This is a genomic window from uncultured Anaerovibrio sp., from assembly GCA_902786545.1.
Taxonomy (GTDB): Bacteria; Bacillota; Negativicutes; order Selenomonadales; family Selenomonadaceae; genus Anaerovibrio.
Map to the genome: position 1 here is coordinate 33353 of CADACU010000008.1, position 15869 is coordinate 49221.

At 46.6% G+C, this 15869-nt stretch carries 15 protein-coding genes; 5 read left to right on the forward strand and 10 right to left on the reverse strand.

Features of this window, described 5'->3' with window-relative positions; translation table 11 throughout:
* Positions 1–60: 60 nt before the first annotated feature.
* From QZV24_RS02705 to QZV24_RS02720, 4 genes are all read left to right on the forward strand, one after another.
* Positions 61–762, forward strand: a complete 702-nt coding sequence (locus QZV24_RS02705) for a thiamine diphosphokinase (protein ID WP_294519799.1) — start codon at positions 61–63, stop codon at positions 760–762.
* Positions 763–997: 235 nt separating this feature from the next.
* The gene (locus QZV24_RS02710) at positions 998–2062 is read left to right on the forward strand and encodes a branched-chain amino acid aminotransferase (protein ID WP_294519802.1); all 1065 of its coding nucleotides are present in this window, start codon (positions 998–1000) and stop codon (positions 2060–2062) included.
* A gap of 68 nt (positions 2063–2130) precedes the next feature.
* Entirely contained in the window at positions 2131–2901 is a 771-nt protein-coding gene (locus tag QZV24_RS02715) for a cyclase family protein (protein ID WP_294519804.1), read from the forward strand.
* A gap of 33 nt (positions 2902–2934) precedes the next feature.
* Positions 2935–3543, forward strand: coding sequence for a peroxidase-related enzyme (locus QZV24_RS02720; RefSeq protein WP_290657706.1), 609 nt, complete (start codon positions 2935–2937; stop codon positions 3541–3543).
* 109 nt (positions 3544–3652) lie between these two features.
* On the opposite strand, the gene QZV24_RS02725 is transcribed toward QZV24_RS02720, so the two are convergent.
* Genes QZV24_RS02725 through QZV24_RS02735 form a run of 3 tightly spaced genes read right to left on the reverse strand, consistent with a single transcriptional unit; the run spans position 3653 to position 7715 of the window.
* A complete protein-coding gene (locus QZV24_RS02725; RefSeq protein WP_294519807.1) occupies positions 3653–5620 on the reverse strand; it encodes an NAD(P)/FAD-dependent oxidoreductase in 1968 nt (655 codons plus the stop codon).
* 37 nt (positions 5621–5657) lie between these two features.
* A complete protein-coding gene (locus QZV24_RS02730) occupies positions 5658–6845 on the reverse strand; it encodes an aminotransferase class V-fold PLP-dependent enzyme (protein ID WP_294519810.1) in 1188 nt (395 codons plus the stop codon).
* Positions 6846–6890: 45 nt separating this feature from the next.
* Entirely contained in the window at positions 6891–7715 is an 825-nt protein-coding gene (locus QZV24_RS02735; RefSeq protein WP_294519813.1) for an RNA methyltransferase, read from the reverse strand.
* Between the two features lie 193 nt (positions 7716–7908).
* Between QZV24_RS02735 and lexA the strand changes: the two genes are divergently transcribed.
* Entirely contained in the window at positions 7909–8523 is a 615-nt protein-coding gene (gene lexA / locus QZV24_RS02740; RefSeq protein WP_290657699.1) for a transcriptional repressor LexA, read from the forward strand.
* A gap of 127 nt (positions 8524–8650) precedes the next feature.
* On the opposite strand, the gene QZV24_RS02745 is transcribed toward lexA, so the two are convergent.
* The 7 genes from QZV24_RS02745 to QZV24_RS02775 form a co-directional block, all read right to left on the reverse strand.
* Entirely contained in the window at positions 8651–10054 is a 1404-nt protein-coding gene (locus tag QZV24_RS02745) for a sodium:alanine symporter family protein (protein WP_294519818.1), read from the reverse strand.
* Between the two features lie 29 nt (positions 10055–10083).
* The gene (panF, locus tag QZV24_RS02750) at positions 10084–11574 is read right to left on the reverse strand and encodes a sodium/pantothenate symporter (protein ID WP_294519821.1); all 1491 of its coding nucleotides are present in this window, start codon (positions 11572–11574) and stop codon (positions 10084–10086) included.
* Positions 11571–11831 (reverse strand): YhdT family protein, encoded by a 261-nt coding sequence (locus tag QZV24_RS02755; protein ID WP_290657694.1) that lies wholly within the window; start codon positions 11829–11831, stop codon positions 11571–11573. Before QZV24_RS02755 ends, panF begins: the two co-directional genes overlap by 4 nt.
* A gap of 217 nt (positions 11832–12048) precedes the next feature.
* On the reverse strand, positions 12049–12828 hold the full coding sequence (truA, locus tag QZV24_RS02760; RefSeq protein ID WP_294519824.1) for a tRNA pseudouridine(38-40) synthase TruA: 780 nt from the start codon (positions 12826–12828) through the stop codon (positions 12049–12051).
* Positions 12829–12846: 18 nt separating this feature from the next.
* Positions 12847–13653 (reverse strand): energy-coupling factor transporter transmembrane protein EcfT, encoded by an 807-nt coding sequence (locus QZV24_RS02765; protein WP_294519827.1) that lies wholly within the window; start codon positions 13651–13653, stop codon positions 12847–12849.
* A complete protein-coding gene (locus QZV24_RS02770; RefSeq protein ID WP_294519830.1) occupies positions 13647–14510 on the reverse strand; it encodes an energy-coupling factor transporter ATPase in 864 nt (287 codons plus the stop codon). Before QZV24_RS02770 ends, QZV24_RS02765 begins: the two co-directional genes overlap by 7 nt.
* Positions 14501–15322, reverse strand: coding sequence for an energy-coupling factor transporter ATPase (locus tag QZV24_RS02775; protein ID WP_294519832.1), 822 nt, complete (start codon positions 15320–15322; stop codon positions 14501–14503). The genes QZV24_RS02770 and QZV24_RS02775 overlap by 10 nt, the downstream gene beginning before the upstream one ends.
* Between the last annotated feature and the right edge of the window lie 547 nt (positions 15323–15869).

A 15869-nucleotide genomic window follows, 5' to 3' on the forward strand; every position in this document is an offset into this window, starting at 1 on the left:
CCTACTGTAGTAGGATGATATTGATATATCGAAACAGACTTATACATTATGGGTGATATCATGAGCTCAATTGTTAATTTACCGGAAATAAAAATAGAATACTCAGCCTCACCCCAGCAGAAACAGCTGGTGCTGATCGGAGGTGGCCGGCAGCCAAAGGGCAGCTGGTTACAGCAGCTGGTCGTGGGACGGAAAATCTGGTGCATTGATCACGGGGTGGATATATGCTGCCAAAATAATCTGATACCGGAGCTTGTGCTGGGTGATTTTGACAGCTGCCAGACGGATAGCCTAATTTGGGCCAAAAAAAATGGTGCATCAACTGAACAATTTAACTCGAGAAAAGACTTTACTGATACTCAGGCAGCCCTGGCCAAGGCTAAGGAAGTAAATGCCTACACTATTTTGACCGGTGCCTTAGGCAAACGGTTTGACCACACCTACAGCACCATCTTCTCCTTTGGATACACAGGAAACAAGGGCTGTATTACTGACGAACAAGAAACAATTATTTTTATTTATCCTGATGAAGAAATTACCATCATTCCTGATTTCATCCCCAAGGCGATTTCCTTGCTCCCAGTCACCGATACTGTGCAGGGAGTCACTACCCGGGGACTATATTGGGAGCTGAAAAACGCTGAGCTGAAGCAAAATGCGCCATATGCGGTCAGCAATGAACTAAAGCCGGGAGAACAAAAACTCCACATTGCCATATGTAACGGCATTTTGGCAGTATATATACTAAAAGACGAGATGTGACCAATGATTTCTCTGGTCACATCTTTTTCATTATTAAGTAATATTTTTTAACATAAATGTACTCTGTAAGCAATACATTCATATCTCAATTTACATTTTTTCTTTTAATATTTTTTATTTTTTTACATTTTTGTCTCATTTTTTCACTTTTTTACTTGACATAAAAATTTTTTATTATATATTTATAAACATAGCATATTGATATGTTTTTAATTTCTTTAAGGGGAGTGTTTTTATGGATATCAAAATTCAGCGTACAACCAAGCCAAAAACCAAGCCGGACCAAAAGGCCCTGGGCTTCGGCAAATATCTGACTGACCATATGTTTTTGATGGATTACAATCCGGAACAGGGATGGCACGATTTCCGAATAGTTCCCTATAGGCCTATTCCAATGGAGCCGGATGCCGTTGCCCTCCACTATGCTCAGGAAACCTTTGAGGGCTTAAAGGCTTACCGTTATCCGGATGGTTCAGTCCATCTGTTCCGGCCGGATATGAATGCCAAGCGGTTAATCAACTCCAACAAGCGCCTTTGCATGCCGGAGGTTCCGGTGGATTTGTTTGTCGAGGCTTGTAAGGCCATTGTCCGCGTGGATGAGGACTGGGTACCTTCCGAGCCAGGCACCTCCCTGTATATCAGACCGTTTATGTTCACCAGCGAGGGCCAGATTGCCCTGCACAACTGCACCCGTTTTACCTTTGCCATTATTCTCAGTCCAGTAGGCGCTTATTTCGCTGAAGGTATAAATCCGGTAAAGATTTTGGTAGAGGATGAATATGTTCGGGCCGTAAAGGGTGGTACCGGTTTTGCCAAGTGCGGTGGTAACTATGCCGGTGCCATGATTGGTCAGGAAAAGGCAGAAAAGCTGGGCTATTCCCAGGTACTGTGGCTGGATGGTGCTGAACGAAAATATGTGGAAGAAGCCGGCGGTATGAACTTTGTTTACTCTATTAACGGCGAATTCTGGACCGCGCCAACGGAAGGTACTGTTCTGCCGGGTATCACCCGTGACTCCATTCTCCACATACTGCGGGATTGGGGCGTTACGGTCCGGGAAGAGCGTATGGATATTGACACCCTGATGGCCGCTGGCCACGATGGTTCCCTAAAGGAAGCCTTTGCCTGTGGTACAGCAGCTGTAATCTCCCCGGTAGGGGCCCTGAACTACAAGGGTGACGAGGTGACTATCAACAATTTCACCATTGGTGAACTTACCCAAAAGCTCTACGATTACCTCACCGGTATCCAGTGGGGCAAGGAAGCTGATAAATATGGCTGGACAGTAGCCATTGACTGACAATAAATAATTTTTTTAACGATGCAAGAGGCTTTTCCCCCCTGTGCATGATTTAAGGAGGAATAACTATGGCAAACAATGAATTATGGAAACTGGTATCTGATTTAAAGAGTCCTAAATACAAGTGGGTAGATCTGACCCATGAGCTGAGCCCGGAAACACCCCATTGGTATGGGTTTAAGCCGCTCCAGCAGGATTTGCTCTTTGATTATACTGACGGCACACCTGAAGATAAGCTGGCACCAATGCGGGTTTATCAATATAGCGTAGCTGGTCAGTATGGCACCCATGTGGATGCACCAGTCCACTTCCATGGTAACGGCCGTTCTCTTGGTGACATCGAGGTAAATGAGCTGGTATTCCCATTGGTGGTTATCGACAAATCCGCTGAATGCGCCAATAATCCTGATTTTATCCTAACCATTGATGATATTAAGGCTTGGGAAGAACAGTATGGCAAAATTCCTGAGGGTTCTTTTGTAGCCTTCCGTTCCGACTGGTACAAGAAAAGCAATCTGGACAATCCAGACGAAAATGGTGTTCCTCATTATCCGGGCTGGGATGTGAAGGCTATCCAGTGGCTGGTAGAGGAGCGTAATATCGGTGCTATTGGTCACGAACCTGCGGATACTGACCCTGGCTTTGTAACTACCAAGGAAGGGGCCTACCCATATCCTGGCGAGCAGTACATCCTGTCGGTGGACCGGTTCCAGATTGAAGTAATGCGCAATCTGGATCAGCTGCCACCAACCGGTGCTATTATCGTAACCAGCTTCCCTCGTTTGAAAGATGGTCCAGGCTTCCCGGCCCGTGTTTTCGCCATTGCACCTGTTGAATAAAGCATTATCCTGTTTTGTAGGAGGAGATTTGATATGGCATTAAAATTTGATGAGCAGCTTTCCCGGCTGCAAAAGCCCGACCGGGCCGAGATGACCGATGAGGAATACAAGCTCTTTGACAAAAATGTCAAAGCCATGATGAAAAACTGGGGCTTTATAAATAACCTGTTTAAAATCTTGCCGCTAAACGCCAAGGAATACATCGGTTTTTTAAATCTTAAGCAGTCACTTTATAATGATACCTGCTATCTTACCGATGCCCAAAAAGAAATGATTGGCGTTGTGGTATCTTCCTACAATTGCTGCCATTATTGTCTCACTACCCACGGTGACAATCTCCGAGGAATGTGGAAAAATGCCCGGCTGGTAGATACCATCAGCCACAATTTCCGGGCCGCAAAATCAGAGCTGTCCAAGGTTGACTACGCTCTGTGCGAATATGCCTGGTATGTCACTGTTCATCCCCAGGAAATAGGTCAGGAGCAGGTGGACAAGCTACGGGCTGTTGGTTTAGATGACCACCAGATTTTGGAGGCTGCCTTTGTGGCCGGGTTCTTCAACTACACTAACCGCTGGGTAAGTACCATTGCTCCGGTGGCCAACCCGGGTCATTTCAACCATAACCGAAATTTTGATGAATAACACTCCCTAAAAAAGGGACTGCCGTATCTGATATCATTTCATCAGACGACAGTCCCTTTTTAATGTGCCAATATCCTGACACACCATTAAAAATATTAAATCTTAGTTTCTAAATAATAGAGCCACTACCCTTTCCCAAGGTATAGCCTGCCTCGAATCCATCCCGGATGGCATCTCCAATGCGTCCACCACGGCGGGCATCTCCTACCGCTCTTATTTCAATATCCGGGAAAGCCTGTTTCAACTCATCATATATCTGTTTTCGTGGTCGCACTCCTAAAGCCAGCACCACGCTATCCACCTCAATTTGCACTTCTTCACCGCTGGACATATTCTCCATGGTAATGCTCCTAACATCAATGGCCAACAATTTATGGCCCGCATAAACCGTTGGCTTATGGGAAAGCAACCGGCCCAACTCATCATTGCGGATCGCAGGAAAAATCCCCGGGCCAATTTCCGGAGCCATTTCCACCAAAGCAACCTCGTGGCCAGCACTGCATAGCATTTCCGCCGTTTCAAGGCCAGTCAGTCCAGTGCCCACCACCGCGATTTTGCCAACAGGCTGCGCCTGACCGGCAACAACTTCCTCCGCCAGATAGACATTATTCCCATCCACCCCTGGCAGCTTAGGTACCACCGGCTCTGCGCCACAGGCCACCACAATGGCCACTGGTTTTATCCCCCGAATCGTCTTTGCATCAGCCAGCTGATTGAGTTTTATAATAACCCCCAATTGGTTCAGCTGTGCCGTCATGGTTCTGGTCAATTGAGTCAGCTTTTCTTTAAACGCTGGTTTATCAGCAATATTTAGAGTTCCTCCCAGCTGCTGTGTCTTCTCAAATAAGTGCACCTCAAAACCACGCAGGGCTAGGACACGGGCCGCTTCCATTCCGGCTGGCCCTCCGCCGATAACAGCCACAGTCTGCCCGTTACCATCCTTTTCCAGCTGGTCAAATTCAACTTCCCGGGCTGTCCGGGCATTGACCGTGCAACGAATTGGCATAGCATCCCTAAGTACCCGCTCCCGGCAATATAGGCAACCGATGCATTTCCGGATTTCTTCACTCTGCCCGCTGGCTGCTTTCAGCATAAAATACGGATCGGCCAACTGGGAACGACCTAGTCCCACAAAATCGCAGACGCCTTCTTCCAGCAATTGTTCAGCAAACTCGGGATCCTTTATGGTATTAGTGGCAATCACCGGTATATTAAGGGCCTCTTTATAGGCCTTGGCCACATGTTTTTTCCAACCAGACTTATAGGAAAATGGTTCGCAGTTGGCATCACCGTTGCGGGCACTGCCGTTACTGATATTGATGGCATCAATACCGGCTTTTTCCAATATACGGGCAATTTCAATGCCTTCCGCCAGGGTCAAGAAGCCATCCACCGGAGTCATTTCATCACCACACATCCGAACCAGAATCGGATAATTGCCGTATCTTTTCCGAATCCCGGCAATAATCTCGGTCAGAAAGCGGGCTCGGTTCGTGGCACTTCCACCATACTGATCCTGCCGCCGATTATAGTATTTGCTGAAAAATTGAGCAATAAGATAGCCATGGGCCCCGTGGAGTTCCACCGCATCGTACCCAGCCTTCTTGCATCGACCAACTGCATCAATAAATTTCTCCTGCACCCGTTTTATGTCTTCCAGAGTCATCTCCTTAGGCATGGGGCGACCATCCGCAATGGGCACTGCGCTTGGGGCCAGATTCTGCCGCCCAGTGAATTGGGGATTGGATGTGGCTCCACCATGGTGTAGCTGCGCCACAATCTTGCAGTCATACATGTGCACGGCGTCCACCAATTCTTCCATAGCCGTAGTATGATAATCTCTGGCAATACGTAAATTATGAATGGACGGGATGCTATCCACATCATCCACGCCCGTGTATTCGTTGATTATCATGGCCAATCCACCTTTGGCCCGTTCCTGATAATACCTTATCTGCCGTTTGGTTACCAATCCATCCTTATCGGCCAGGTCAGTCGCCATGGGCATCATAATACCGCGATTTTTTAACACCAATGGACCGATTCGTCCTTCAGAAAACAGCTTGGGATAATTCACACTTACTTCCTCCCCATCTTACAGCCATCCTTACTTTCTAGCAGTTGCCCCGCAAAATATCATTATCAATATTTTTCAGTACCTTTCGCTCAACTGCCCTCAATGATGATATGAAAGTATCAATATCCTTCCTGGTATTAAACATACCAATACTGATTCTTACAGTACCATCATACGCCTTATTATTCAAATACCTATGGATAAGGCCGGCACAATGATGACCGGCCCTGACCGCTATATCATATTTGTAATCCAGTATAGCCGCCACTTCATTGGCTCTAAACCCTTTTATATTAAAGGAAATAACCCCAGCCTGACCGTCAGCGTCAGCAGGGGCCCCATAAATAGTAATGTCCGGAACTTTTTTCAATTTGGTTAGCAGATAGGCTACCAACCTGCTTTCCTGCTCCCATGGCTCCACCTTTTTGAGCCATTCCAAAGCGGCTTCCAGGCCGGCAATAGCCACACTGTCCATGCTGGCACTTTCCAGTTTGGCCGGCATATATTGCGGCATCTCGGGATTTTCCGATTTAATACCATTGCCTCCGACAATAAACTCCTGTAAATCCACTCCGTTTTTGATATACATCCCGGCGATACCAAAGGGGCTGTACAAGGTCTTGTGCCCAGCAAAGGTAATCACATCTGCCATAGTCTGAGCAAAACGAATTTTCAACAGGCCTACCGCCTGGGCTCCATCCAGCAGAGTGAAAGCACCATGTTGCTTGGCTAAAAGAAATATTTCCCGAGCTGGCAGTACATAGCCTGTCACATTGCTTATGGCTGTAACACAGACCAGCTGGGGTGGTTCCTGCTTAAAGGCCTGTTCAGTGGCCACCAGATCGATGGCCAAATCATCAGTCAGTGGTAATTCCCGCACCGTAATGCCAATCCGCTTTTGCAGCAGATGCAGGGGCCGTAATACCGCATTGTGCTCATAGGGTGAAACATATACCACATCACCGTGGGTCAGTCCCACACCATTGATAACCATATTCAATGCAATGGTCACCGAAGGGGTAAAGGCCACTTCCGCCTGTTCTCTGGCATCAATCAGGCTCAGTAGCATATTTTTTACCCGACCAATCATTGCGGTGGCCTCCCGGGCGGCCTTATAGGCTCCCCGGCCAGCATTCACTCCCGCCGTTCTGGCAAACCGGTCTACAGCCTGATAAACCACCTCAGGCTTCGGGAAGGTGGTTGCCCCGTTATCCAAATAAATCATACGCAGTCTCCTACTATCTTTCCCTTGGGTAAACTGCCCACTAAATTACAATATTGACCGCTGCCGGTATGCCTCGTACAGCAAGATGGCCACTGCCGCCGATACATTCAGTGACTCAGCCTGACCGGACATTGGAATATATACCTTTTGATCTGCATCAGTTAACATACGGTCTGATACACCATTCCCCTCGTTGCCAAACACAATGGCGCAAGGGCTTACATAGTCCGCCAGATAATGTCGTATGGCCGTTTCCTCCAGTGCCGTTGCCACCAGCGAAACTTCATTGTCGTGACACACATCTATTACTTCTTCATGATGAGCATTAGTGATAATAGGAATATTAAACACAGCTCCCATAGAGGCTCTTACAACCTTATCGGAAAAAACATCCACGGTATTTTCCATACAAACAATTCCAGTACAGCCCAGTGCCTCCGCAGTACGAATAATCGTACCGGCATTACCCGGATCCTGTATCCCATCCAAAACAACGATAAGTGGAGCCGTGCCTTCCTTGGACCGCAGCAGTTCCTGCCACGAAAAAATACGGTTTCTAACTACCAAAAGCAACCCCTGAGGAGTAACCGTATCAGCAGCCTTGTCATATACCCTGTCATCTACCTGATATACACTGCACTCTCTTTCCTGTAGCGCAGTAACAATTGCCATGGCCCGCTCATTTTCTGTTGCTGTATCGGAAATGAGGGCATATTCAACTGGCCACTCAGCCTTCAGGGCCATCTCAGCCAGCCTTATTCCCTCTGCCACAAACATATTCTCAGTCTTACGATGCGTACTGGAATGCAGCTTTGCTGCCAGCTTTATTTTTGCGTTAGCAAGGCTTTCAATGCGCTCAAGCTCTGCCATCAAATCAACTCCTTCCACTCCTGTTATTATAACGCAATTGTTCAAATTTTTCTTCCAGAAAGACGAAAATATTCCTCTCTTTTTCAGTATGTTAATGGCAATTTAAATTTAGCACTTTTGTTTGAAAAATACTTGCAATAGAACATATATGTGCTATACTAATACTAGATAATTTACATAAGGGGTGTGAAATATGGGTCGTAAACGCTGTGCAGATGAACGCATGGATCAGATCTACAAGTACATCAAAGAGTTTTTAATCGAAAAGGGCTACCCACCATCCGTTCGTGAAATTGGCAAGGCAGTTGGCCTGAAATCCAGTTCTACTGTTCACGGTTACCTCAATCAGTTGGAGGCAGCCGGCCTTATTCGCCGTGACCCAACCAAACCTCGTGCCATTGATTTATTGGAAGACAAGCCTTGGGAGCGCACAGTAAATGTTCCTTTGATTGGGACGGTTACTGCTGGTACACCTATCCTGGCCCAAGAGAATGTTGAGGAGGTATTTGCATTTCCGCAGGGACTGCTGGGTACCACCAGCGAAACATTCATGCTGAGAATCGATGGTGACAGTATGATAAATGCCGGTATTTTTGATGGAGACTACATTATGGTCCGCCAACAGAATACCGCCAACAACAGTGATATAGTTGTAGCACTGGTGAACAACGAAACCGCCACCGTAAAGCGGTTTTTCAAGGAGAAAAATCAATTCCGTCTCCAGCCGGAAAACGACTCCATGGAACCATTCTACGAAAAGAATGTCACCATTCTTGGCAAGGTCATCGGCGTTTACCGTCAAATGTAATAATAAACCAAAAATGCTGCCGAATAATCGGCAGCATTTTTTTCTTTTTTTACCAGATTCAAACCCATATTTCTTCCACGAAACCTGGATTAACCTCGTTCAGTATTTAGCTTCTGCTATCAGCAGATTATTTCTGCCAATAATCAAGGCTATCTGTCAAACCGATATTCTCGGCATAGAAAACTGGATTTTCGCCATTATTACGCTGAGCTTCATAATCCCTGAGACAGGCCATTGCCTTATTGCCCAGCAGTACGATTACCGGCAGGTTGATAATGGTCATGCAGCCCATCAATACATCGGCCAAATCCCACAACAGCCCCATGCTAAGGCCAGCACCTACGAAAATTACCAAGCAGGCCAGTAACCGATAGATAGTCATAAACAGCTTGCCTGGCACAGCACCATTTACATAAGCCAGACAGTTATCTACATAATAGAGATTACCCAACAGGGTAGTGAAGGCAAACATCAGCATGGAAATCGTCAGGAACGCACCAGCACCAGCTCCGATAGTTGCATCCAAAGCCGCCTGAACAAATGGTGCACCGGCCAACTCCTTGGTAGGCTCTACACCGGAGCTCATGCACATAAAGGCAGTTGCCGTACAGAGAAGCATGGTATCAATAAATACTGAGAACATCTGTACAAGGCCCTGTTTAACCGGATGGGATACATCCGCAGCCGCAGCAGCGTTTGGTGCAGAACCAACACCGGCCTCATTGGAATACAGACCACGCTTAATACCATACATTACGCAGGAACCAGCGAAACCACCAAAAATTGCCTCAAAGTCAAACGCCTGATTTACAATAGTGGAAAAAATGCTTGGCAGCATACCGGCATTCATTACAGTTACTATAAAAGCAACCACAACATATAACAGACCCATAAGCGGAACCAAAGCGGAAGTAGCCTTGATTATTCTCCGGCCACCACCGAAAATGCACCAACCTACCGTCAAAGCCAGCAGACCACCGATGACCCAAGGGGTCTGGTCAGGATTATAGAAACTAAAACCGGAAAAAGTAGATTGAAGATTGTAGGCACAAAGCATATTAAAGCCCACACCATAAGTCATAATCAATGACAGGGCAAAAATAATCGCCACAAACCGGTTCTTCAATGCACTTTCAATGTAGTAGGCCGGACCACCATAGCTACCATGCTCGCCCCGCTTCTTGTAAATCTGTGCCAGGGTACTCTCGACAAATGCACTGCCGCCACCTAAAAAGGCTGCAACCCACATCCAGAACATCGACCCGAAACCACCAAGACAAAGAGCGGTGGATACACCGATAATATTACCGGTACCAACCCGGGAGGCGGTAGAAACCATCAATGCCTGGAAGGAAGAAACACTCTGCTTATCGTCCTTCTTCTCCATAATGACCTTCAGTGTTTCCCCAAACAGACGGACCTGAATGAACCTGGTACGCAGCGTGTAATACAAGCCAACGCCCAGCAGCATGACAATCAACAATTTGCCATACATAAAGTTTGAGATCTCACCAACCAACATTTCCAACATTTTCTTATCATCTCCTTATAAATTTATGATTATTCCTCAGGGAAAAAATCCGCCAACACTTCCTGCTTTTCCGGTTTGCCCAAATAGGTTCCCAGCAGGAATAAAATCAACGACACCGTAATACCAATGGTAATTTGGTGTAATCCCATAATTTTAAAACCAATACCCTGAGCCACACAATATATCAAGGTTCCGCCGCCCATAGACAGCATCGCACCGGTCTTATTGGCCTTCCGCCAGTAAAGTCCCAAGAGCAAGGTCCAGAAAAAGGCTGTTTCAAGGCCGCCAAAGGCAAACATATTGATAAGCCAAATCAGGCTCGGTGGTGTCAAAGCAATTACAAACACAACTGCACCTAAAACTGCAGTCGCCATCATGGACAAAAAGCGCAATTTCCTGTCTGATGGTCTGCGGTTCTTCTTCTCCTGCCGATGGAGATAAACATCCTTTATTATGGCTGATGACCCCACCAACAACAAACTGCTTATAGTTGATATGCTGGCCGCCAGTGGCCCGATAATGGCGATACTGGCCAAAGTACTTGGCATAGCTGTCACCACAATACGGGGAATAATATTATCTGCTCCGCCATAATCAGTTAAAGTACCGGTTAACACCCCCTGGCCAAGAATGCCGGAAAGGTTGATACCGATATTCATAAAGCCTACCACAAAGGTGCCGATAAGCATAGCCCGTACCAAGCTCCGATTGTCCTTGAAAGCCAAGCCACGCACCACTGACTGGGGCAGGGCAATAGTACAGATTCCTACCAAAATCCACTGGGTCAGGTACAATCCATATGGCATTTTCCCACCAGATAATGGCTCCAGCATCTCCGGATGCCTAGCTTCAATATCAGCAATGATGGTGTCATAGCCACCGCCGAACTGCAACACATAATAAAACAGCAAAACGATACCAAACATCATCATTAACGCACAACAGGTATCGGTCACCGCTACCGCCCTAAAGCCGCCAATAGTGGTATAAACCACTACCATAAGGCCAAAGAGTACCAATCCCATCACATAGCTGTAACCAGTTACTGCCTCAAAAAGCTTGGCTCCGCCGACAAACTGTGCCACCATGGTAGCACAAAAAAACAAAACGATAATGTACGCGGAAAGCTCCGCCAGCCAATCTGAATTATACCGGCGCCGGATAATATCAATAACTGTTACTGCATCAAATTTGCGGGCCAACAAGGCCACCCGCTTGCCAAATATTCCCAAAACCAGAAATACCGCCGTTACCTGTACAACGGCCATATAAACCCAGCCGAAGCCAATATTCCAAGCCACACCCGGTCCACCAACAAAGGAGCTGACAGAGCTGTAGGTCGCTACTGTGGTCATAGCCAACACAAAACCACCCAGGTCCCGATTGCCAATAAAATAAGTGCGGACAAAATTATTCATCAGCCCGGAATGCTGTTGCTGATACCGAATAAATATGCTTACACCAATCATGAAGGCCATATAACCTAAAAGTGGCAGCAGCTGACTCAAATCACCGTTCATGGGCGGTCCTCCTCTCCGGCTTCATCCAAAGGGAAGTCCTTAAAAATAATCGTGGTGAGCACTTTTACCAACACCATGGCAAATAGCCACACTCCAATGGTTCCACCCACAGCCCATATCGGCAAACCAAACAGCTTAACCTCCGTACCAGCTAACCCAAAACCAGCTGCTATCCAAAACAGGATAAGCACCACCAGAGTTATACCGGTCCACATAGCTTCCTTGCGTATCTGAAGATACTTTTCTTTTTCTGTCATAAATTTCCTTTCCTGTAGAACCCAGCCCTGAACTTGTCAAACCTGACTAACTGGTGTCCTCATTCCACGGTAAATTATACTATCAATGAAGTTTTTAAGCAATACTATTCATTATAGAAAGTATACCGCAATGATATACTAAAAAATTTCTGTAAAATGCGACTTACTCAGTGGGCGCTTTAAACTCCAACTGAATATAGCCGAATAAAGCGCAGGGTCAATAATATACTTTATCCAAATAAAGACCTTGCGGTGGTGCAGTAGCCCCGGCCTTTTGCCGGTCCAAGGACTCCATAATGAGCTTAAAATCATCGACGCTTTTCCAGCCCAGTCCCACATTGCCTAATGTTCCCACAATGTTCCTTACCATATGATACAGGAACCCATTGGCATGAAACGACAGGACGACTATCCGGCCATCACCTTCCACTCTGAGCCCTGCCTCATAAATATTCCGCACCGGGCTTACCGGTGGTCCACCAGCTGCCCTAAATGCGCTAAAATCGTGCTCGCCCTTTAACAGCTCCAAACACTGCTCAATGGCCGTAATATCCAAATTCTTTCTGATATTCCAGCTATAGTTTCGCTCAAAGGGATCGGGAATATCCCCTTGCAATATTCTATATTCGTAGGTCTTGCTTATCGCACTGTGCCGGGCACTAAAATCCCGGTCCGCCTCCATGGCCTCCAATATCACAATATCTGGTGGCAACAAGCTGTTCACCGCCCGTGGCACCCGGTCCACAGGGATAGTGCCATCCGTAAAGAAATTCACTACCTGCCCCCGGGCATGCACCCCGGCATCAGTCCGCCCGGCAGCCGCCAGCTCCACACTATCACCAAATACCTTATGTAGTTTGTCCTCCAAAACATTCTGTACCGCCACCACCGGGGGAGTCTGACGCTGAAAGCCATGATAATTGGTCCCATCATAGGCTACCGTCAATCTAATATTCCGTTTTCTGGCCTTCATAATGTCTTTATGCTCTGGCTTCATTCCATCTTCCTTCATCCATCAGGCGGTCCACAGAACCTGTACAGCCACCAAAATAGCAATAAATACGATAAATACTCCTGCAGCAATATAATCTATTTGATGAACCCTTTGCTGCTTCATTCTGGTTCGTTCCTCGCCACCACGATAGCATCTGGCCTCCATGGCCACTGAAAGCTCGTCAGCCCGCCGAAAGGCCGAAATAAACAATGGTACCAATACTGGCAGCATGCCTTTGGCCCTTTCCAGAAAATTACCATCACCGATATTGGAACCCCTGGACTGCTGTGCCTTGATAATCTTGTCCGTTTCCTCCAACAAGGTAGGTATAAACCGCATAGCAATAGTCATCATCATAGCCAGTTCATGGGCCGGAAAACCAATATGCTTGAGGGGCGACATCAAAGATTCCAAGGCATCCGTCAGTTTCAAGGGTGAAGTTGTAAACATCAAAAGCGATGACACCACAATCAACAATACCAGACGCAGACTGATAATAAAGCCCTTCAATATCCCTTCCCCGGTAATATCAAACAGCCACAGTTTAACCAAAGATTCCCCTGGAGTACTGAATATATGCATCAAAAATGAAAACAAAATAATCCACCACAGTGGTTTGACGGATTTCAGCACCATATTTACCGGCAATCCGGACATAAGGACCAATATAACGGCCCCGCCGGTCATAATAGCGTAATTAAGATTATTATCAAACAAAAAAACCGCTACTATGTAGAAAAACAACAGAACAATTTTAACCCGGGCATCCATTCGGTGAATAGGTGAGTTGCCTGGAAAAAATTGACCTAATGTAATATCTGTCAGCATTTTCCCTGCCTCCTTATTCCCTCCAGCACCTCAAGCACTGCATCATTCATTGTGTATGAGGTTGCTTCGATTCCCAGGCCATTTACCTTTAGTTGTTCCAAAATAGTCTTTATTTCCGGCATTTCCAGTCCCGCCTGAGAAATGATATCCTCCCGGGCAAAAGCCTCAGCCGGAGAAGCCGCCAGCAACAGCTTTCCCTTATTTAAAATAATCACATTATCCGCATACTGAGCAATGTCGTCCATATTATGGGATATAAGGACAATGGTGGTTCCCTCTTCCTTGTGCAGCCGCAAGAAACGGCTCATCAGGGAATCCCGTCCCTTTGGATCCAGGCCAGCCGTCGGCTCATCCAACACAAGATATTTGGGCTTTAATGCCAGTATACCGGCAATAGCCGCCCGGCGCTTTTGTCCGCCACTAAGCTGAAAAGGGGACCGATTGGCATAGGCATCATAGTCCAAGCTGACAAAATCCATGGCATATTTCACCCGTCTATCAATTTCCTCCGGGCTACAGCCCATATTTTTCGGACCAAAGCCAATGTCTTCCGCAATGGTTTCCTCAAACAGCTGATGCTCCGGATATTGAAAAGCAATTCCCACCTGTCGTCTGGCAGCCTTAGCCTCATCCTTTTTGCTGCTGATATCCACCCCATCCACCAAAACGGTGCCTGAATCCGGCTTTAACAAACCATTAAAATGCTGAATCAGTGTAGATTTGCCGGAGCCGGTATGTCCGGCAATGGCAGTAATTTTCCCTTCCGGAATGGTAAGGGTAATATCATCCAAAGCCAGATGCTCAAATGGAGTTTTTTTCATATATGTATAAGAAACATTTTTCAATTCTATCGACATAATGCCTTCACCAAATCTTCTGTATTGATTATTGAATCAGGAATTGTTACGCCCTTCTGCTTCAATCTATGTGCCAAATCAGCTGCCATTGGTACCGCCAATCCCCGCTGTTTCATAACAGCAATATCCCGGAATATCTCCCGCGGAGTTCCGGCAGCCACAATGTGTTTCTTGTCCATTACCAAAATGCGGTCTGCCAGGGCTGCCTCCTCCATAAAGTGAGTAATATATATAATGGTAATTCCTTTATCCCGGTTCAGCATGGCAACCGTTTCCATAACCTCACGACGCCCCCGTGGATCCAGCATAGCTGTCGGTTCATCCAACACCAGACACTTGGTATTCATGGCCAAAGCACCGGCAATAGCCACCCGCTGTTTCTGCCCACCACTTAAATGATGGGGCGAAAAATGACGGAATGCCTCCATATCAACCATACGCAAGGCTGCTGTAACATTGCGGCGAATTTCATGGGGGTCCAACCCGATATTTTCCGGACCAAATCCCACATCATCCTCAACTATGGCGGCAATAATCTGGTTATCAGGATTTTGAAATACCATGCCTATTTGCCGACGGATTTCCCACATAAGAGTTTCATCCTGAGTATCCATACCATTTATCAGGCATTTGCCGGAAGTGGGCAGGAGCAATCCATTAAAGTGCTTGGCCAAGGTTGACTTGCCGGAGCCATTGGTACCTAAAACAGCAACAAACTCGCCAGGCTTAATGTTTATATTTACATCTTCCACTGCCAGGTATTCATTGCTCTGTCCCTGGTTGTAGATATGCGATAGGTTTTTACACTGAATAAACAAATTCAACACCTCAATGAATAATTATAACCCAGTTGTGGTTTTTTTCCCATAATTATATAAAAAAGATACAGATAAAAACGGATAAAGCATGAGTGGATAATTGGGGAGCTGATTGATGATAACTAATTATGAATTTGTAATTAGGAATGATGATTTAGGAATTTCTCCTCGGCTCCCTTGGGGGAGCTGGCATCTTTAGATGCCTGAGGGGGTTGTAATAGAATTAGGAATTAAGAATTGGGCTGGTGACATGCGGGTGCTTCCAAGAAGCCCAATTTAGTATCGGCACTAGCCTATATACAGCTTCTATACTAATGGACCGGAGGGAAACTTTTCGCCTGCAAGCAGCGAAGTCCCGCCGCCGGCAGGCTCATCATGGGCAGTACACCTATTTACGCCTAGTGGAGGAGCGGCTCCGCCGCCTGCGAAGAAACCGAAGTCTTCTTGCATGATGATTTCGGACGCAGCAATGAAGCCGAAAATGTTTTCCGCAGGGCCTGGATGAATACTACATCCCATGGCAGGACCCGCGAATTGCCGC